Consider the following 18,916-nt stretch of genomic DNA (forward strand, 5'->3'; position numbering starts at 1 on the left):
TCAAGAGCTGGTCCAAAGGCATTTGGCCCGATTCGAGCTGGCCCACCAGGGACTCCAGCTCCGCCAAAGCCGCTTCGTACGTGGCGGGCAGCGGGGCTACCGAGGTGTCAGCGGCGTCGGAGGGGATGGCCTTGGGCATGGGGAGTTCCGAGGAAAAAACCCGATTTTAGGCCTTAAGCCTTGATGGGGCTGACAGTTGGCCCTGTCAAGTCCACAAGACGGATATGGGCGTGGTGACGGGCAGGCCCACCATAGGAGACCCTGAATTTTTCACGGCATGTGAAGTCACGCACAGCAGGCCCCACCCCCCGGGGTAGAATCCGGGTTCATCGGCAGGGTTTCCCTGTCATTTTTTTGCGCGGTTTTCCTTGAATTCAGCGCTTTGTCCCTGCCCCTTCATAGGGGGAGTCTCTAGGTCAGGTCACCCATGTCTGATTTAAGTCTTCAACTGCAGCAGGCCGCAAGCCAACTACCAGTTTCCACTTATTTCGATGAAGCGCTGTTTCAGCGCGAATTGAACACGCTCTTCCGGCAAGGCCCCCGCTATGTGGGCCACCAGCTGGCGGTGCCCCACCCGGGCGACTATTACGCCCTGCCCCACGAGGCCGAAGGCCGCGCCTTGGTGCGCAACGCCCAAGGCGGTGTCGAGCTGGTCTCCAACGTCTGCCGCCACCGCCAGGCCGTGATGTTGAACGGCCGGGGCAACCTGCAAACCCAGCAAAAGGGCAGCGCAGGCGGCAACATTGTGTGCCCGCTGCACCGCTGGACCTATTCACCCAGCGGCCAGTTGTTGGGGGCACCCCACTTTGCGCACGATCCCTGCCTGAACCTGAACAACTACAAGTTGCAGGAATGGAACGGCCTTTTGTTCGAGGACAACGGCCGCGACATCGCTGCCGACCTGGCCGGCATGGGCCCGAGGGCCCAACTGAATTTCGATGGCTACGCCCTGGACCGGGTCGAGCTGCACGAGTGCAACTACAACTGGAAGACCTTCATCGAGGTCTATCTGGAGGACTACCACGTCGGCCCCTTCCACCCGGGGCTGGGCCAGTTCGTCACCTGCGACGACCTGAGCTGGGAGTTCAAGGAACATTATTCGGTGCAGACCGTGGGTGTGTCGGGCGGTTTTGGCAAGCCCGGTTCGGACACCTACAAAAAGTGGCACGAGGTGCTGCTGAAGTACCGCAATGGCCAACTGCCCGAGCGCGGCGCGATCTGGCTGACGTACTACCCGCACATCATGGTCGAGTGGTATCCGCATGTGCTGACGGTGTCCACCCTGCACCCGATCAGCCCGAACAAGACGCTCAATATGGTGGAGTTTTACTACCCCGAAGAAATCGTGGCCTTTGAGCGCGAATTCGTTGAAGCCCAGCAAGCGGCCTACATGGAGACGTGCATCGAAGACGACGAGATTGCCGAGCGCATGGATGCAGGCCGCAAAGCCCTGCTCGCCCGAGGTGACAACGAAGTCGGCCCTTACCAAAGCCCGATGGAAGACGGCATGCAGCACTTCCATGAGTGGTACCGCCGCCAGATGAGCACCCTCTGAACCGAAGGCGACGATGCAAGCCTCCTGGATGATCCTGGCATCCTTGTTCTTCTCGATGATGGGGGTTTGCGTCAAATTTGCATCGGCCCACTTCCAGACTTTTGAACTGGTTTTTTTCCGGGGGCTGATCGGTGTCATTTTCATGGCCAGCATCTGCCGCGTTCAAGGCGTTTCTTTGCGCACCCCCATCCCCTTGATGCATGTCTGGCGCTCGGTGGTGGGCGTGACCTCGCTGGCGGCCTGGTTTTACGCCATTGGCTACCTGCCTCTGGCCACCGCCATGACGCTCAATTACATGAGCAGCATCTGGGTGGCGGTATTTTTGGTGGGCGGCACCCTGGTCATGGGCCGACTGCAAGACGCCACAAGACAAGGGCCCATCGTGCTGACGGTGATGGCGGGTTTTGGCGGCGTCATCTTGCTGCTGCGCCCCACCATCGAACAAGACCAGTTGTTTGCCGGCATCGTTGGGCTGCTCTCGGGCCTGATCGCCGCATTGGCCTACATTCAAGTGGCTGCATTGGGTCGGTTGAACGAACCCGAAGCCCGCACCGTGTTTTATTTTTCCCTGGGCACCACCGTGGTGGGCGCGGTGCTGATGCTGGTCACTGGCATGAGTCCATGGGTTTGGCCCAGCATGCTGTGGCTGCTGCCCGTGGGTGTGCTGGCGGCACTGGGCCAGCTGTGCATGACCAAGGCCTACAGCCGCGGCGCCACCCTGGTGGTGGCTAATTTGCAGTATTCGGGCATTGTGTTTGGTGCCTTGTTTGGCCTGATGCTGTTTGGTGAACACATTCCACTCATGGGCTGGCTGGGCATGGCCCTGATCATGGCCAGCGGCATCGCATCCACCATTTTGCGTAACCGCGCCCTGCCCCGTGCCCCAGCCGAAGACCACTGAACGGAGACCTTTGCCATGTACAACTTGCTCATCACCGCCACCCAATTGCAAGCCCTGCAAGCCCAGGGCGCACCCTGCGCCGTGCTGGACTGCAGCTTTGACCTGATGAAACCCGAGCTGGCCGATGGTTTTTTTGCCTGCGAACGCATCGCGGGTGCCTTGCCGGCGCATCTGGACAAAGACCTGAGCACACACCACCCGGGCCAAGCCGTCAACGGCGGGCGTCACCCCTTGCCGCAACGCGAAATCGTGGCGCAGTGGCTGGGCAGCCTGGGCATTCACAACGGCATGCAGATCGTGGTGTACGACCGCAACAAAAGCCAATACTGCGGCCGCTTGTGGTGGATGCTCAAGTGGCTGGGGCACGAGGCCGTGGCTGTGCTCGACGGCGGTCTGCAGGCTTGGAAAGATGCGGGCGGTGACCTGGCTTCAGGGCCTGCCGAGCCCATGACGCCTGCCCGCTTTGAATTGAAAGCGCCGCTGCGCCAACTGGTGCTGACGGATGCGGTCTCGGCCGCCTTGGGCCAAGCCACCCAAACCGTGGTCGACGCCCGTGCAGGTGCCCGTTACCGGGGCGAAGTGGAACCGCTGGACCCGGTGGCGGGCCACATTCCGGGCGCTTTGAACCGTCCTTTCACCGAGAACTTCAACGAAGACGGCCGCTTCAAAAGCCCCGAGCAACTGAAGGCGGAATGGCGCCAGGTGCTGGCGGGCCGCCCGGCCAGCAGCGTGGTGCACCACTGCGGCAGCGGCGTCACGGCCGTGCCCAATCTGATGGCCATGGAATTGGCCGGTTTTGGCCCCACCGCCCTTTATGCGGGCAGCTGGAGCGAGTGGTGCCGCACGCCCGGGCTGCCCTGCGCCAAAGGCTAAAACCCTTCAAGTCAGTGCTGGTGCCCCGCCACGGCGCTGACCAGCACCACCATGCCGATGCCCACGCTCAGCCAAAGGATCTGGGCCGCCGTCTCGCGCGCTGACAAGCGCTTTTGCAATTGAGGAATCAGGTCGGCCAGGGCCACGTACACAAAGCTGCTGCTGGCCACGACCAGGAAATAAGGCAACCAGTCGTGCAGGGCGTCGACCAGCACATAACCGACCGAGCCACCCAAAGCGGTGATGGCCCCGGCCATGGACACTTTGAGGATGGCCGCTTGGCGGCTGCTGCTGCCTTGGCGCAGCACCGCCAGATCGCCCATGTGGTGAGGAATTTCGTGGGCCAGCACGGCCAGCGCGGCAATCACGCCCAAGCGCATGTCGGCGATGAAGGCCGAAGCGATCAAGATGCCGTCGCCAAAGCAATGCACGCTGTCGCCTGCCAACACGGCCCACTGCCCGCGGGGTGGCTCTTCGTCGGCATGAGCGCTGTGCGCATGTTCATGGTCGGCGTGCCCATGGCTGTGCCCATGCGCATGTCCATGGTCGTGCCCATGTTCATGCCCATGGTGCCAAAGCTCCGCCTTGTCGAGCAGGAAGAAAAACAACAAACCCACCAGCAAAGTCATGAACAGCTCGTGCGCCCCGGCCTCGCTCTCGAAGGCCTCGGGCAAGAGGTGCAAAAACGACGTCGCCATCAAAGCCCCGGCGGCCAGGCTCAGCATGTGCTGGGTGTAGCGGCTCAAAATGCCAAAACTCAGCCAGGCCGCTACCCAAACGCTGCCAATGCCCGCCACCAAAGTGCCTACCAAAATCGCCAATAAAGTCATCGTTTTTCCCGGAGTGCCCTGCACCCCAAAACAAACCGCCCCATGGGGCGGTTTTGAAAGCCTTCACCCCAAAGGGCGGTGTGTTCAGAACGGTCCCCCAAGAGGTGTTCTCTGCAGTGAATATCAGGCCACGCCGTTGCGTTTGAGCCAGGCCAGCAAACGTTGCCAGCCGTCTTCAGCGGGTCCCTTGCGGAAGCTGCTGCGGTAGTCGGCATGGAAAGCGTGCGGGGCCTCAGGATAAACCACAAACTCGCTGGCTTTGGCCGCTGCGGGCCCTTGGGCCAGTTCGGCTTTCATCTTATCAACCGTGTCAAGGGGTATACCCGTGTCGGCCGCGCCGTACAAACCCAGCACCGGGGCCTTGAGTTGACCCACCAAGGCCAAGGGGTGCGCGGGCGTTTGCGCTGTGGCATTGCCCACCAGACGGCCGTACCAAGCCACACCCGCCTTCAGTTTGGGCTGGTGCGCGGCATACAGCCAAGTGATGCGTCCGCCCCAGCAAAAGCCGGTGATGGCCAGTTTGTCGGTGTTGCCGCCGTTGGCCGCTGCCCAGGCCACGCAGGCGTCCAGGTCACCCATGACTTGCGCGTCGGGCACTTTGGAAATAATTTCGGCTTGCAGCTTGGCGATTTCGCCGTACTCATTGGGGTCGCCCTGGCGCACAAACAGCTCGGGGGCAATCGCCATGTAACCGGCCTGGGCCAAGCGGCGCGCCACGTCGGCGATGTACTCGTGCACCCCAAAAATCTCGGAGATCACCAACACCACCGGCAAACCGGTTTTGCCCGCAGGCGCGCTGCGGTAGGCGGGCATCTTGAAACCGTTCACGTCAATGGTCACCTCGCCCGAAACCAGACCTGTGGAAGGCGTTTTGATGGCCGTTTGCGCCATGATCGGCGCGGCAGCGGCGGCATAGCCCACGCCCAATGCGGCTTTCAAAGCCGTGCGGCGTGTGGCTCCAGCCGCATCTGTGCGTCCGCCCAACAGGGCTTGCGAGTCTTCAATCAGGTCGTGGTTCAAGGCATATCTCCTCGGTCGTGCCATAAAAAACGCTTATCTTGGCACAGTCGCTGCGGGCTTGCACCAGCGCAGGGATGGCTGGCAGTGAAAGACGACGGTGATCTCCAGCCAAGTCAGGCAGCGGGCACTGGATGCGGGGATTTAAACTGCCGCCATGTCCGAATCCGTCCTGCCCGTCCTGTATTCGTTTCGCCGTTGTCCCTACGCCATGCGGGCCCGGCTGGCCCTGCACGCCAGCGGCGTGGCGCACGAGCACCGCGAAGTGGTGCTCAAGCACAAGCCCGCCCACATGCTCGCCCTCTCGCCCAAAGGCACGGTGCCGGTTTTGTGGCTGCGCAGTCCAGCAGGCGATCAGGTGCTGGAACAAAGTCTGGACATCATGCGATGGGCGCTGCGCGAGCACGACCCTTTGGGCTGGCTGCCCGACTCAGAGGCGCCCATGCAAGAGGCCTTGGCGTTGATCGCGCACAACGACGGCCCCTTCAAACAGCAACTGGACCGCTACAAATACCCCAACCGATCAGGCTTGGACAGCGGCGCGGCCGACCGCGATGCGGCGGCACTGTGGCTGCACACGCTGGATGGGCAGCTTCGCGCACAGCCTTTTTTGGCTGGCGGGCACTTCGGCCTGGCCGATGCCGCGGTGGCCCCCTTTGTGCGCCAATACGCCCACACCGATCCGGCCTGGTTTGCGGCGCAACCCTGGCCTGCCCTGGCGAAGTGGCTGGAGGATTTTGAGGCCTCAGCGCTGTTCGCAGCCATCATGCACAAGCACACGCCCTGGCAGGAGCGTTGAGCATTGAGCGTTGGAGAGGACGTGGTACGGGCCCTTGGAAACAGCCCTCTGCGCCTGCTCAGTGCGCCTGCTCCCAGTTCGGCCCAAAACCCACTTCGGCCAAGAGTGGCACTTTCAAGTCGGCCACACTCGCCATGATGCGCGGCACCTCGGTGCGCACCCACTCGACTTCTGCTTCGGGCACTTCGAACACCAATTCGTCGTGCACCTGCATGATGACTTTGGTGGCCTTGCCCTGTTCGTCCAGCGCCTTTTGTACCGCGACCATGCTCAGCTTGATCAAATCGGCCGCCGTGCCCTGCATGGGCGCATTGATGGCGGCACGCTCGGCTCCGGCGCGGCGTGGGCCGTTGGGGCTGTTGATCTCGGGCAGCATCAGGCGGCGGCCAAACACGGTCTCCACATAGCCCAGCGCCTTGGCCTGCTCGCGGGTGGCGTCCATGTAGTGTTTGACGCCCGCAAAACGCTCGAAGTAGCGCGTGATGTAGTTTTTGGCGGCGGTGTTGTCGATGCCCAAGGCCTTGGCCAGACCAAAAGCGCTCATGCCGTAAATCAGGCCGAAGTTGATGGTCTTGGCATAACGGCGCTGCTCGCTGGTCACGGTGTCGGGCGTTGCACCAAACACCTCGGCCGCGGTGGCCTTGTGCACGTCCAGCCCGTCGTGGAAGGCCTTGAGCAAGGCCGCGTCGTCGCTCAGGTGCGCCATGATGCGCAGCTCGATCTGGCTGTAGTCGGCACTCGCAATCACACAACCTGCGGGAGCCACAAAGGCCTCGCGCACCTTGCGCCCTTCGGCGGTGCGCACCGGGATGTTTTGCAAATTGGGCTCGTTGCTCGACAGACGGCCCGTGACGGCCACGGCCTGCGCGTAATGCGTGTGCACCCGGCCCGTGCGCGGCAAAGCCAGTTGCGCCAGCTTGTCGGTGTAAGTGCCCTTGAGCTTGGCCAGGCTGCGGTGCTCCAGGATGCGGGCGGGCAGCGGGTAATCTTCGGCCAGTTTCTCCAGCACCTCTTCGTCGGTGCTGCGCGCGCCCGTGGCGGTTTTCTTGATGACGGGCAGGCCCAGCTTGTCAAAAAAGATCTCGCCCAACTGCTTGGGACTGGCCAAGTTGAAGGGCTGCCCCGCGATCTCGTAGGCCTCGGTTTCAAGCTGCACGATGCGCTCGCCCAGCGCCTGGCTTTGCGCGGCCAGCGTGGGGGCGTCGATCAACACGCCGTTGCGCTCGATGCGGTACAGCGCTTCGCTGGTGGCGATCTCCAGGTCGTAAACGTACTTGAGGCCCGCATGCTCTTCGATCTGCGGCCACAGCGCCAAATGCACGTCCAGGCACTGGTCCGAGTCTTCGCACGAATAATGCGCCGCCTTGTCCACGTCCACCTGCGCAAACGGGATCTGGTGCGCACCCTTGCCGCACAGGTCCTCATACGTCACGCCTTTGCGGCCCACATGGCGCTCGGCAAGACTTGAAAGGCCATGCGGTTTGTGCACTTCGAGCACATAGCTCTCCAGCATGGTGTCGTGGGCGTAGCCCTGCACCTCGATGCCATGGTTGGCAAACACATGGCGGTCGTATTTGATGTTTTGGCCCAGTTTCAGGCGAGCCGGGTTTTCCAGCCAGGGCTTGAGCTTGGCCAGCACCTCCACCAAGGGCAACTGCTCGGGCGCAGCCGGGCCGTTGTGGGCCAGTGGGATGTAAGCCGCCTCGCCGGGCGTGACGCTCAGCGAGATGCCCACGATTTCGGCGCGCATGGCGTCCAAAGAAGTGGTTTCGGTGTCGATGGCGGTGAGCGGGGCTTGCTCGATGCGAGCCAGCCAACTGTCGAATGCGCCCCAGTCGAGCACGGTGTCGTATTTCAATTCGCCTTGCACCGAGCTGGCGGCGGTGTCGAGCACGGGGACGGCTGCAGGCTCCTCGTCAGGTGCCGATCCAAACAAATCCCCCATGCCCGTGTCCACCCCCCGGCTTGGTGGCTTAGCGGTTTTGGCTTTGGCCACAGGCGCAGGCACGGCCCCACCCAGCGACTGCACCAGCCCTTTGAAGCCATAGGTCTGGTAAAAATTGAGCAGCTTGTCTTTGTCCGGCGCGTGCAGGTGCAAGCTGGCGAGCGAGGGCAAATCGGGCACCCAGCCATTCAGGTCGCAATCGGTTTTCATGGACACCAAGGCGCGGCCCTTGGGCAGCCAGTCCACCGCCTGGCGCAGGTTCTCACCCGCCACACCTTTGATGTCGTGGGCGTTTTCCATGAGCTTGTCGAGCGAGCCATATTCCATCAGCCACTTGGCCGCCGTCTTGGGGCCGACCTTGGCCACGCCCGGCACGTTGTCCACCGTGTCGCCCACCAGGGTCTGGTAGTCGATCATGAGCGAGGGCGGCACACCAAACTCGGCCGTCACGCCCGCCACGTCACGCACCTTGCCGTTCATGGTGTCGATGATGGTGATGTGCTCGTTGACCAACTGGCTCAAGTCCTTGTCGCCGCTGGACACGGTCACGGTGATGCCTTGCTGCGCGGCCACATGGGCCAAGGTGGCGATCACATCGTCGGCTTCCACGCCCGGCACGTCCAGCACGGTCCAGCCCATCAGGCGCACCAGCTCATGGATCGGCTCGATCTGCGAGCGCAAATCATCGGGCATGGGGCTGCGGTTGGCCTTGTACGCGGGGTACAGCTCGTCGCGGAAAGTCGGGCCTTTGGCGTCGAACACGCAGGCGGCATAGACAGCCGGCACGTCCTTGCGCAGCCGCTCCATCATGTTGATCATGCCGCGAATGGCCCCGGTGGCGGGGCTGGTCGGGTCGCCCGGCACGGCCCGCAAGTCGGGCATGGCGTGGAAGGCGCGGTACAGGTAGCTGGAGCCGTCGACCAGCAAGAGGGTCGGTTTGGAGGTGTCGGGGGTGATTGGGGTGGTGTCGCTCATCCCATGATTGTGTACCGGGATCGAGCCTTGACCGTCAAACGACTTCATGATCGGGTAGTCGTGCCTGCGCCGGGGCATGTGTCAACGCACAACGCAACTGACCATGGACGAACCCCCAGATGGTGTGTGGGGCCTGCGCTGAGGCGATGTGGCAAAGCGAAGCGCCTCTGAGCCTTGGCGCAGGCCCCACACACCATCGCTCTCAGGCGAAGGCAGACCCGCAAAGGGCTGGGTGCGCAAGGCCTCAGAGGCGATTCGCTTTGCCGCATCGCCCCCGCGCACCCAGCCCTTTGCGGGTCATTGTTGACTTTTCGCCATCTACAATCATTACTTTGCCCACCCAAGCCAGCCCGCGCTGGCGCTCACATCTCTTCCCATGGCGGTATTCACCGAAGTCACCGAAACCCAGGCCAACGACCTGATGCAGTCCCTGAATCTCGGGGTCTTGACCGAATTGCGCGGCATCGAAGGCGGGATTGAAAACACCAACTACTTCGCCACCACGACCCAAGGCGAGTACGTGCTCACCCTGTTCGAGCGCCTGACGCACGAGCAGCTGCCCTTTTACTTGTTCCTGATGAAACACCTGGCCGGGCGCGGCATCCCGGTGCCCGATCCGGCCGCCAACCGCGACGGCGATGTGCTGCACACCCTGTGCGGCAAACCCGCCGCCGTGGTCAACAAGCTCGTGGGCAAAAGCCAGCTGCAGCCGCAAGCGGTGCACTGCGCCGCCGTGGGCGACATGCTCGCGCGCATGCACCTGGCAGGGGCCGACTACAACCGCAGTCAGCCCAATTTGCGCGGCCTGCCTTGGTGGAACGAGACCGTGCCCGTGGTGCTGCCCCACCTCGATGCCCCCCAATCGGCCTTGCTTCGCAGCGAACTGGCCTTCCAAAACCACATCGCCGAGGGCGCAGCCTACGCCGCCCTGCCCCGAGGCCCGGTGCATGCCGACCTGTTCCGCGACAACGTGATGTTTGACGGCGAGCAGCTGACGGGCTTTTTTGACTTTTATTTTGCGGGCGTGGACACCTGGCTGTTTGACTTGGCCGTGTGCCTGAACGACTGGTGCATTGACTTGCCCACGGGCGTGCACGATGCCTCCCGAGCCCAGGCCATGGTGCAGGCCTACAACCGAGTGCGCCCCTTGGCCGCAGCCGAGCGCGAGTTGCTGCCCGCCCTTTTGCGCGCAGGGGCTTTGCGTTTTTGGATTTCTCGGCTGTGGGACTACCATCTGCCCCGCGAAGCGGCCATGCTCACCCCGCATGACCCGACCCATTTCGAACGCGTTTTGCGCGGTCGGGTGCAACACCCCATTTCCCTGTCCGACCTCGTCTGAACACCATGAACCTGCAAATCGTTCCCGCCCGTGCCGGCCTCAAGTGGGTCCGTCAGGGCATGAGGACCTTCTGGCGTCAGCCGCTGGCCCTGTCGGGCCTGTTCTTTTTGTTCATGGCCACGGTCTCCATTGTGTCCATCGTGCCCTTCATCGGCAGTGCTTTGGCGCTGATTATCCTGCCCGCACTCACCTTGGGCATGATGGCGGCGACCCAGACCGCCACCGAGGGCAAGTTCCCCATGCCCAGCGTGCTCTTTACGGCCTTCAAGGCCGGACCGCACCGCCAAGCCATGTTCCATCTGGGCGGGCTGTATGCGCTGATCTTTTTGATGGTCATGGGCGCTTCGGCCTTGGTGGATGGCGGCACCTTCGCCAAGGTGTACTTTGGCGGCCAAGCCATGACGCCCGAGGTGGTCACGACCGACTCGTTCCAGACCGCCCTGTGGGTGTCCATGCTGTTTTATGTGCCGCTGTCCATGATGTTCTGGCACGCACCTGCCCTGGTGCACTGGTACGGCCTGCCGGCCGTCAAAAGCCTGTTTTTCAGCTTCGTGGCCTGCTGGCGCAACCTCAAGGCTTTTGGGGTGTATGTGATCGCCTGGGGCGTGGTTTTCATGTTGTCCGGGGTCCTGGCGCTGCTGATTTCCAGCCTCCTGGGCAATCCGGGCCTGATGACGGCCACTTTCATGCCCTTGGCGCTGATGGTGGCGGCCATGTTCTTCAGCTCGATGCTGTTTTCGGTGCGCGACTGCTTCTCGACCGATGTCTACGACGAGCCGCCCGCCAGCGCGGACCGGCCCGATTAAGAACTGAGCGGATCAGTGGTGGTGGCCGTGTGCACCGTGTGCGTGGCGGTGCGTCACCTCTTCGGCTGAGGCCGCCCGCACTTCCATCACCTTCAGGCTCAGCGTCAGGTGCTGCCCGGCCCAAGGGTGGTTGCCGTCCAGGATCACCTTGTCGCCCTTGATTTTGAGCACGTTGAACACTTGCTCTTGCCCATCGGGCGTGCGCCCGCGCAGCTGGCCACCCACTTTGACACCGGGCGGAAACTCGCTTTTAGGAATCGTCTGCACCAGGCTTTCGTCGCGCTCGCCAAAGGCATCGGCCGGGGCCAGCTTCAAGGTGGTGGCAAAGCCCACTTCCTGGCCTTCCAGCGCGGCTTCGATTTTGGGGAAGGTGTTGTCGTAGCCGCCGTGCAAATACGAGGTGGGTTCTTGCGCCTTGTCCAGCAACTGGCCTTGGGCATTGGTCACTTTGTACTGCATGGTGACGACGGTGTTTTGGGTGATTTTCATAGAAGTTGTCGAGCTTTCAGTTGTGCGCAGGTGAATGTAGTCAAGACGGCGGGAGGTTTACTGCACCTATTTTCCGATGGCCTCAAACTCCCAAAGAATGTGAGCCATACCGCCGCGCAAAATTTTCCGATGCAGGCGTCTCATGGTTTTACGCCAGGGTGATTGGTTCAAATCATAAACATTGGCAGGTGCTTCCCAGCGAACTTGCAAGGCTTCAAAAGCCCCTTTAAAGCCGTACATGGCCCCGCTGGGCTTGGCCCCCACAAAGTACTCGTGTGTTTGATCGGTGATGAAGTTCACATGGGTCGGGTCAGTGAAGGCTTCTGCTCTGGGGTAGGCTGGCGTAAAAGCCAAAAAACGACCGCCGGGCTTCAGCACACGGTGGATCTCGCTCATGATGTTGATGAATGGATTGGTCACATCACCGTTGGGCAAGACCATTTGCCTTGGTACGTGCTCCAAAAAATCAAAGGCCGAGACTGAATCAAAAAAAGCATCGGGATAAGGAATGGGCTCCACCACCAAGTTCACGCGCTTGTAGTCAAAGCCTATTTTTTCCACATCGAGGTCAATGTCTCGCACATCACAACCGAAGGTCGCGCCAGCCCCGTAAGGGTTGCGTGGTTTAAGGCCGCAGCCAAGATCCAAATGTTTTGTCATCTTTTTTCAGCTCCATCAACAATCGCATCCATCAGCCCAACCATGTGAGAGATTTGGATTGAATTCATTGCGCAATCAGAATCAAACCACGGTGAGTTTGGCCACGCTCAGCGCCAGCCATTTCACGCCGTGGCGCGGGAAATTCACTTGGGCACGGGCATCGGCCCCCACGCCCTCGACGGCCAGCACTTTGCCCTCACCAAACTTGGTGTGGAACACGTTTTTGCCCGCCGCGATGCCGTGCTCGGGCTCGGCTTTTTGCACCGGCACAGGCGGGCTTTTGTAGGTTTCGGTGCTCAAGCTGCTTTGGCCCCAAGCTGGCCGGGCGTGGCGGTTGAAAGCCGGGGTTTGCGGCCAACCGCCACCCGAGGCACTGGCACCCCCGCCCCCTGCAGACCCAATGTTGGAGAAGCCGCCATTTTTGGGCGTGACCCACTTGAGGCACTCTTCAGGCAGCTCCTCCAGGAAGCGGCTTTTGAGGTTGTAGCGGGTCTGGCCGTGCAGCATGCGGGTTTGCGAATGGCTTAAATACAAGCGCTTGCGGGCGCGGGTGATGGCCACGTACATCAGGCGGCGCTCTTCTTCCAGGCCGTCAAAGTCGTTCATCGCGTTTTCGTGCGGGAACAGGCCTTCTTCCAGACCGGTGATGAACACCGCATCAAACTCCAGGCCCTTGCTGGCGTGCACCGTCATCAGCTGCACCGCGTCTTCACCGGCCTGCGCCTGGTTGTCGCCAGCTTCGAGCGAAGCATGGGTCAAGAAAGCCGCCAAGGGGCTCATGATCACGCCGTCTTCGCTGAATTCGTCGAGGGTACCCAAGCCAGCGTCCGCTTGCGTGGAGCCACTCAGGCCCTGGCTGGCCGGGCTTTGCGACAAAGCCTGCGGCAGGGCCACCGCGCTGCGCCCAAAACCTTCTTGCGTCACAAAACTCTCGGCCGCGTTGACCAATTCTTCCAAGTTTTCCACCCGGTCCGCGCCTTCTTTTTCGGCGCGGTAGTGGGTCACAAGCCCCGTTTTGTCCAGCACCAAATCGATGATCTCGCGCAGCGTGAGCCCTTCAGTCTGCTCGCGCAGCACATCGACCATGGCCACAAACGCCGCCAGATTGGCCCCGGCCTTGCCAGTGGTGGCGCTCACCGCGTCGTGCAATGAGCAACCTGCGGCACGCGCAGCGTCTTGCAACTGCTCCACACTGCGCGCCCCGATGCCACGCGGCGGAAAGTTGACCACCCGCAAAAAGCTGGTGTCGTCGTTGGGGTTCTCCATAAGGCGCAAATAAGCCAGCGCGTGCTTGATCTCGGCGCGTTCAAAAAAGCGCAGACCGCCGTACACGCGGTACGGGAACCCGGCGTTGAACAGCGCGGTCTCCAGCACCCGGCTTTGGGCGTTGCTGCGGTACAGCAGGGCCACTTCCTTGCGCTCAAAACCGTCTTGTTTGACCAACTGGCGAAGCTCTTCCACCAGCCACTGCGCCTCGGCAAAGTCAGACGGCGATTCGACCACGCGCACCGGCTCTCCCGCGCCTTGGTCTGTTCGCAGGGTTTTGCCCAAACGGGTTTTGTTGTGGCTGATCAGGTGGTTGGCCGAGTCGAGGATGTTGCTGAAGCTGCGGTAGTTCTGCTCCAGCTTGATCTGGTGCTTGACCTGAAACTCGCGCACAAAGTCGGCCATGTTGCCCACGCGGGCTCCGCGAAAAGCGTAAATGCTCTGGTCGTCATCGCCCACGGCCAAGATGGCGCACTCCCCACCCTCGCCCGGCAGCCCGGCCAGCTGTTTGAGCCAGGCGTATTGCAATTTATTGGTGTCCTGAAACTCGTCTACCAGGATGTGCCTGAAGCGGCGGCGGTAATGCTCGCGCACATGCACATTGTCGCGCAGCAACTCATACGACCGCAGCATCAGCTCGCCAAAGTCCACCACGCCTTCGCGCTGGCATTGCTCTTCGTACAGCTGGTAAAGCTCCACCTTGCGGCGGGTCTCGTCGTCGCGCACCGGCACATCGCCCGGGCGCTGGCCGTCTTCTTTGCAGCCCGAAATGAAATACTGCACCTGCTTCGGGGGGAAGCGGTCTTCGTCCACATTGAACTGCTTGCACAGCCGCTTGATGGCCGACAGCTGGTCTTGTGTGTCCAAAATCTGAAACGTCTGCGGCAAGCCTGCGAGCTGGTAATGCGCCCGCAAAAAGCGGTTGCACAGGCCGTGGAAGGTGCCGATCCACATCGCGTTCACATTGACCGGCAGCATGGACTGCAGGCGCAGCTTCATCTCTTTGGCGGCTTTGTTGGTGAAGGTCACCGCCAAAATGCCTCCGGGCGAGACCTGCGAGGTTTGCAGCAACCAAGCGATGCGCGTGGTCAACACCCGGGTTTTGCCCGAACCTGCTCCGGCCAAGATCAGCGCGTGTTCGGGCGGCAAGGCCACCGCACGGTGCTGCTCGTCGTTGAGTTGGGCGAGCAAGGGGGAAGAAGCGTTCGGGGAGGGATCAGACAACATCCGTCGATTGTAGGAAGTTCGCATCACTTCCCCATCAGGTTCCACCTGCCAATGGTCTGAGCTGCCTTGCTGGCACCACAGAACCGGTTTTTCGTCCACTTCGGGACACACGGCGGGCCCCGAGCGTGCCAACATGCAAACCCTAGAACGTCTTCCCGACAAAGCGCCCTCCTCCATGACACCACTCGCCAGGCCCACGCCCACACTGCCCCAGGGATGGCAGGGCCGGAACGGCAGCGTCAAGGGGGCCCCGGCATGAAGCTTTTTTATGGCTGGCGCATGGTGGGCGCGGCTTGCGGCATCCAGTTCCTGCTCGCCGCTTTTCTCACGCAGGCTCTGGGCCTGTACATCGCCGTGCTGTCGGACGAAATGGGCTGGAGCAAAACCACCTTGTCGGGTGCGGCGGCCCTGCAATCGGTCGAAGCGGCCATCATCGGCCCGATGCTGGGCTGGGTGATGGACCGGTTTGGCCCGCAAAAAATGATCCGTTGGGGCATGGTGCTGTTCAGCGCGGGTTTGTTGCTGCTGAGCCAAGTCGACAGCGTCGCTACTTTCTATGCCAGCGCCATCCTGATGGCCATTGGTGCCAGCCTGGGCGGTTACTTTCCGCTGTCGGTGGCGCTGGTGCAGTGGTTCGAAAAGTTCCGTGCCCGCGCCTTGTCCGTCATGAGCCTGGGCTTGGCCATGGGAGGGCTGGTGGTGCCGCTGATGGCCTGGTCCATGCAGCAGTGGGGCTGGCGGGCCACCGCCGCAGGCTCGGGTGTGCTGGTCTTGCTGACCGGCTTGCCCATGGCCAGCATCATCCGCCGCCGCCCCGAGGACCATGGTGAACACGTCGACGGCATCGACCCGGCGCAAGCCGCCGCTGACCGCGCCCAAGGTCGCCCAGCCCCGCCGGTGCAGAGCGAATTCACGGTGGCGCAGGCCCTGCGCACCCGGGCTTTCTGGATGCTGGCCATCGGCCATGGTCTGGCCTTGCTGGTGGTGTCGGCCGTCAACGTGCACGCCATCACCCACATGAAGGAAGGCCTGGGTTACTCGGTGACGACTGCCAGTTGGGTGATCCTGATCATGACCTTTGGCCAGCTGGCCGGGGTGCTGATGGGGGCCACCCTGGGGGACTGGTTCGACAAAAGAAAAGTCTCCGCTTTGTGCATGCTGGCCCACGGCATCGGCATGCTGTGCCTGACCTACGCTTCGCACATGGCCATGCTGGTGGCGTTTGGGGTGTTTCACGGCATCGCCTGGGGCCTGCGCGGCCCCTTCATGCAGGCCATCCGGGCCGATTACTTCGGGCGCAACGCCATCGGCCTGATCATGGGCCTGTCAGCCGCCATCATCGCGCTGGGTCAAATCGCTGGCCCCATGATCGCCGGTGTGCTGGCCGACCTCACGGGCGATTACCAGCTGGGCTTCAGCCTGCTGGCCCTGCTGGCGGCTCTCGGCTCGCTGTCCTTCATGCTGGCCACCAAACCGGTGCTGCCCCAAGTGAACTGAAAACTTGCCCCGATGGATCTGGGCCCCAAAGAACCGTCAGGCAATGCGGGTAGAATCAGACACCGGGCCCAAGATTCTTGCGCCCGGTTTTTTTTCGCCCACGGTTTGCAACGGACCGAACAGCAGGCGACGATAACCGGCCAAGCCAAGCGCTCACTCGTTCTTTCAACGATCCTCTTTGGAGCTTGGTTTTCTCATGGAAATTTTTGACTACGACAACATCCTGCTTTTGCCACGCAAGTGCCGCGTGGAAAGCCGTTCCGAGTGCGACGCGGGCGTCACCTTGGGCAGCCGCACCTTCCGCCTGCCGGTGGTGCCTGCCAACATGAAGACAGTGGTGGATGAAACCATCTGCCTGTGGATGGCGCAAAACAACTACTTCTACGTCATGCACCGCTTTGACCTGGACAACGTCCAGTTCGTGCGCGACATGCATGGCAAGGGCGTGTATGCCTCCATCTCGCTGGGCGTCAAAGCACCCGACCGCGCCACGGTGGACCAGCTGGCCGCCGAAGGTTTGGTGCCCGAGTACATCACCATCGACATAGCCCACGGTCACGCCGACAGCGTGCGCGACATGATCGCCTACATCAAAGGCAAGCTGCCCACCAGCTTCGTGATCGCAGGCAACGTGGCCACGCCCGAAGCCGTGATCGACCTGGAAAACTGGGGTGCGGATGCGACCAAAGTGGGCGTGGGCCCGGGCAAGGTCTGCATCACCAAGCTCAAAACCGGTTTTGGCACGGGCGGCTGGCAGCTCTCGGCCCTCAAGTGGTGTGCCCGCGTGGCGACCAAGCCCATCATTGCCGACGGCGGCATCCGCAGCCACGGCGATATCGCGAAAAGCATCCGCTTTGGCGCGAGCATGGTCATGATCGGCTCGCTGTTTGCAGGCCACGAAGAGTCGCCCGGCAAGACGGTCGAGGTCGATGGCGCCTTGTTCAAGGAGTACTACGGCTCGGCCAGTGACTTCAACAAGGGCGAGTACAAACACGTGGAAGGCAAGCGCATCCTAGAGCCCATCAAAGGCAAGCTGGCCAACACACTGATCGAGATGGAGCAGGACGTGCAAAGCTCGATCAGCTATGCCGGTGGCACCAAGCTGATGGACATCCGCAAGGTGAACTACGTGATCCTCGGCGGCGACAACGCGGGTGAGCACCTGTTGATGTAAGTCGACTTAGGTCATGCCCGCGCACACGGGCATCCCTCGCAGCCAAAGCCATGGGCCCCCGATCAAGTCCGGGGCGACAACACCTCTTTGTCATACCCGTGCACACGGGTATCCAGGACAGCCGAAGCCATGGGCCCCCGATCAAGTCGGGGGTGACGACTTCAAAAAATGCCCCCCGATCATTTCGGGATGACCAAATTGCTTTGGCCATTCAGCGCAAGGCCCCCAGCGCCAGCATCAGGCCGCTGATGACCAGCAGACCGCAGATGATTTGTCGCAAGCGTGCTGCGGGCACCCGGTGTGCCACGCGGTGACCCAGCCACACACCGACCAGGGCTACCCCCATCAGTACGGTCCACCGCTGCCAGAGCAGCCCATTCGACAAACGCCCCTCCCAAGCCATGCCGAGCAGCACCGTGGCAGCGGCAGCCGTGATGATCATGGGTGTGCTGGCCCGCATCTGCTGCACGTCACTCAAGCGCCGGTTGAGCCAGGCCACCACCAAAGGCCCTGCTGTGCCAAACAGCATCTCCACCAGCCCGATCGCTGTGCCCACCGGGTATGCCCACCCCATGGCCACCGTCGCTTGAGCAATTGTGCGGGGTCGCAAAGCATTCAACCCGGCAGCCGCCACATACAAGCCCAGCAACAGCAGGGGCCACCGGGCACTCATGTGCTGCATGAGCCACAAGCCGACCAGCGTGCCCACCACCATGCCCGGCAACAAGCGGCGCAGCTCACGCCACTGCACCCGTCGCCAGTTGAGGCCACTGTGAAACGCCGATGCGGGCACATCCATCAGCAGGGTCAAGGCCACCACCTCGGGCAAGGGCCAGTTCCAGGCCAGCAAAGGCACCACCACCAAGGCCGAGCCAAAGCCGGTCAGGCCCAGCACGGTATACCCACCCAAAACCACCGCGATGGGCAGCAACCACTCTTGCATGTGAAATCCTTGTTGTTCTCAATCGGTGAGCTGACGGGTCACAAACTCCCTGAAGACCGACATGATGGGCAATTCGGTGCGGCCCGCCAAGGTGATCAGCGCCAGAAGTGCCCCTGCGCGGAAAGGCGGGTCCATGGTCAGCTCCACCAGCGAACCGCTGGCCAGTCCCTGCCGCGCGGCCCCCAAAATCCCCAGATAAATGGCATCGGTCTGCTGCACCACATCGATCAAGCTGGGAATTTCCTCGCACTGCAAGGTGGTCATGTGGGCCGGATTGGCGCGTGGACCGTAATGATCCACCATGATGCGGGCCACCTCTTGCGACAAAGGGGTAGACGCCATCGGATACGCCAACAAAGCGTCAAAAGGCACCTGGTCAGGGAATTGAGCCAGGATCGGATGCCCCCGGCGACACACAAAGCCGGCCCGCAGTTCAACGATGTGCGCCATGTTCAGATCGGGTGCGGTCGCCACCCGCCGCACGTCCACGACCAAGGCATCCAGTTGCCGCTCGCGCAGTTGCATGAGCTGCAATTCGGTGGAACCACGGGACACGGCCACCTGCACGCTCGGGTGGTGCTCGGTCATGTATTTCAACCAAGGCGTCATCAACATGGCCC

The 18,916-nt window shown here is 62.0% G+C and carries 17 protein-coding genes; 8 read left to right on the plus strand and 9 right to left on the minus strand.

Going from position 1 to position 18,916, the window contains the following annotated elements; all coding sequences use genetic code 11:
* The coding region (xseB, locus tag QZ190_RS06240; RefSeq protein ID WP_291914811.1) for an exodeoxyribonuclease VII small subunit at positions 1 to 139 on the minus strand (139 nt) is incomplete at its 3' end.
* Between the two features lie 288 nt (positions 140 to 427).
* Between xseB and QZ190_RS06245 the strand changes: the two genes are divergently transcribed.
* From QZ190_RS06245 to QZ190_RS06255, 3 genes are read left to right on the plus strand one after another with little or no spacing between them, the layout of a single operon-like run.
* The gene (locus tag QZ190_RS06245) at positions 428 to 1,555 is read left to right on the plus strand and encodes an aromatic ring-hydroxylating dioxygenase subunit alpha (RefSeq protein ID WP_291914780.1); all 1,128 of its coding nucleotides are present in this window, start codon (positions 428 to 430) and stop codon (positions 1,553 to 1,555) included.
* A 13-nt stretch (positions 1,556 to 1,568) separates the two neighbouring features.
* Positions 1,569 to 2,456 (plus strand): DMT family transporter, encoded by an 888-nt coding sequence (locus tag QZ190_RS06250; protein WP_291914782.1) that lies wholly within the window; start codon positions 1,569 to 1,571, stop codon positions 2,454 to 2,456.
* A 15-nt stretch (positions 2,457 to 2,471) separates the two neighbouring features.
* Positions 2,472 to 3,329, plus strand: coding sequence for a sulfurtransferase (locus QZ190_RS06255; RefSeq protein WP_291914784.1), 858 nt, complete (start codon positions 2,472 to 2,474; stop codon positions 3,327 to 3,329).
* Positions 3,330 to 3,340: 11 nt separating this feature from the next.
* Here QZ190_RS06255 and QZ190_RS06260 read toward each other — a convergent pair whose 3' ends face one another.
* Both QZ190_RS06260 and QZ190_RS06265 read right to left on the minus strand, forming a co-directional pair.
* Positions 3,341 to 4,159 carry a ZIP family metal transporter gene (locus QZ190_RS06260; RefSeq protein WP_291914786.1) on the minus strand — a complete coding sequence of 273 codons (819 nt, stop codon included), beginning with the start codon at positions 4,157 to 4,159 and terminating at the stop codon, positions 3,341 to 3,343.
* 123 nt (positions 4,160 to 4,282) lie between these two features.
* The gene (locus QZ190_RS06265; RefSeq protein ID WP_291914788.1) at positions 4,283 to 5,179 is read right to left on the minus strand and encodes a dienelactone hydrolase family protein; all 897 of its coding nucleotides are present in this window, start codon (positions 5,177 to 5,179) and stop codon (positions 4,283 to 4,285) included.
* A 154-nt stretch (positions 5,180 to 5,333) separates the two neighbouring features.
* On the opposite strand from QZ190_RS06265, the gene QZ190_RS06270 reads away from it, so the two are divergent.
* Complete coding sequence (locus tag QZ190_RS06270) at positions 5,334 to 5,975, plus strand: glutathione S-transferase (RefSeq protein ID WP_291914790.1); 642 nt, start codon at positions 5,334 to 5,336, stop codon at positions 5,973 to 5,975.
* Between the two features lie 58 nt (positions 5,976 to 6,033).
* Here QZ190_RS06270 and polA read toward each other — a convergent pair whose 3' ends face one another.
* Positions 6,034 to 8,895, minus strand: coding sequence for a DNA polymerase I (polA, locus tag QZ190_RS06275; RefSeq protein WP_291914792.1), 2,862 nt, complete (start codon positions 8,893 to 8,895; stop codon positions 6,034 to 6,036).
* 376 nt (positions 8,896 to 9,271) lie between these two features.
* On the opposite strand from polA, the gene QZ190_RS06280 reads away from it, so the two are divergent.
* Together QZ190_RS06280 and QZ190_RS06285 are read left to right on the plus strand one after the other, a co-directional pair.
* A complete protein-coding gene (locus QZ190_RS06280) occupies positions 9,272 to 10,234 on the plus strand; it encodes a homoserine kinase (RefSeq protein WP_291914794.1) in 963 nt (320 codons plus the stop codon).
* Between the two features lie 5 nt (positions 10,235 to 10,239).
* A complete protein-coding gene (locus QZ190_RS06285) occupies positions 10,240 to 11,040 on the plus strand; it encodes a BPSS1780 family membrane protein (RefSeq protein WP_291914796.1) in 801 nt (266 codons plus the stop codon).
* A gap of 12 nt (positions 11,041 to 11,052) precedes the next feature.
* On the opposite strand, the gene QZ190_RS06290 is transcribed toward QZ190_RS06285, so the two are convergent.
* From QZ190_RS06290 to QZ190_RS06300, 3 genes are all read right to left on the minus strand, one after another.
* Positions 11,053 to 11,529, minus strand: coding sequence for a peptidylprolyl isomerase (locus QZ190_RS06290; protein ID WP_291914798.1), 477 nt, complete (start codon positions 11,527 to 11,529; stop codon positions 11,053 to 11,055).
* A gap of 66 nt (positions 11,530 to 11,595) precedes the next feature.
* Positions 11,596 to 12,189 carry a class I SAM-dependent methyltransferase gene (locus QZ190_RS06295; protein WP_291914800.1) on the minus strand — a complete coding sequence of 198 codons (594 nt, stop codon included), beginning with the start codon at positions 12,187 to 12,189 and terminating at the stop codon, positions 11,596 to 11,598.
* Positions 12,190 to 12,270: 81 nt separating this feature from the next.
* Positions 12,271 to 14,682 (minus strand): UvrD-helicase domain-containing protein, encoded by a 2,412-nt coding sequence (locus QZ190_RS06300; RefSeq protein ID WP_291914802.1) that lies wholly within the window; start codon positions 14,680 to 14,682, stop codon positions 12,271 to 12,273.
* A gap of 255 nt (positions 14,683 to 14,937) precedes the next feature.
* Between QZ190_RS06300 and QZ190_RS06305 the strand changes: the two genes are divergently transcribed.
* Together QZ190_RS06305 and QZ190_RS06310 are read left to right on the plus strand one after the other, a co-directional pair.
* A complete protein-coding gene (locus QZ190_RS06305) occupies positions 14,938 to 16,179 on the plus strand; it encodes an MFS transporter (protein ID WP_291914803.1) in 1,242 nt (413 codons plus the stop codon).
* A 196-nt stretch (positions 16,180 to 16,375) separates the two neighbouring features.
* Positions 16,376 to 17,353 (plus strand): GMP reductase, encoded by a 978-nt coding sequence (locus QZ190_RS06310; RefSeq protein ID WP_291914805.1) that lies wholly within the window; start codon positions 16,376 to 16,378, stop codon positions 17,351 to 17,353.
* A gap of 211 nt (positions 17,354 to 17,564) precedes the next feature.
* Here QZ190_RS06310 and QZ190_RS06315 read toward each other — a convergent pair whose 3' ends face one another.
* Both QZ190_RS06315 and QZ190_RS06320 read right to left on the minus strand, forming a co-directional pair.
* Complete coding sequence (locus tag QZ190_RS06315; protein WP_291914807.1) at positions 17,565 to 18,296, minus strand: sulfite exporter TauE/SafE family protein; 732 nt, start codon at positions 18,294 to 18,296, stop codon at positions 17,565 to 17,567.
* An 18-nt stretch (positions 18,297 to 18,314) separates the two neighbouring features.
* Positions 18,315 to 18,916 (minus strand): substrate-binding domain-containing protein (locus tag QZ190_RS06320; RefSeq protein ID WP_291914809.1); only part of this gene is annotated, 602 nt, incomplete at its 5' end.

It is taken from the genome of Limnohabitans sp. (assembly GCF_017848645.1).
Taxonomy (GTDB): domain Bacteria; phylum Pseudomonadota; class Gammaproteobacteria; order Burkholderiales; family Burkholderiaceae_C; genus Limnohabitans_A.